Source organism: Burkholderia sp. SIMBA_062 (assembly GCF_046534765.1).
Lineage (GTDB): Bacteria > Pseudomonadota > Gammaproteobacteria > Burkholderiales > Burkholderiaceae > Burkholderia > Burkholderia ambifaria.
Genome location: NZ_JAWRYD010000660.1, coordinates 1 through 233 on the forward strand (window position 1 = coordinate 1; position 233 = coordinate 233).

The 233-nt window shown below is 66.1% G+C and carries 1 protein-coding gene; it reads right to left on the reverse strand.

Annotation, left to right across the window (positions count from 1 at the left end):
• The coding region (locus SB786_RS37825) for a dihydrodipicolinate synthase family protein (protein WP_410731786.1) at nucleotides 1-233 on the reverse strand (233 nt) is incomplete at both ends.

Sequence of the window (233 nt, forward strand, 5' to 3'; positions counted from 1 at the left end):
CGGCGCAGGATGGTCTCGTTCGTCATGTCGGCGACGGTGCGGCCCGGCACGTTGTACAGGACGACCGGCAGATCGACCGTCTCCGCGATCTTCGCGAAGTGGCGATACATGCCTTCCTGGGTCGGCTTGTTGTAGTACGGCACGACCTGGAGCGTCGCCTGCGCGCCCACGTCCTTCGCGTGCTTCGAGAGTTCGATGGCTTCGGCGGTCGAATTGCCGCCCGCGCCGGCGAT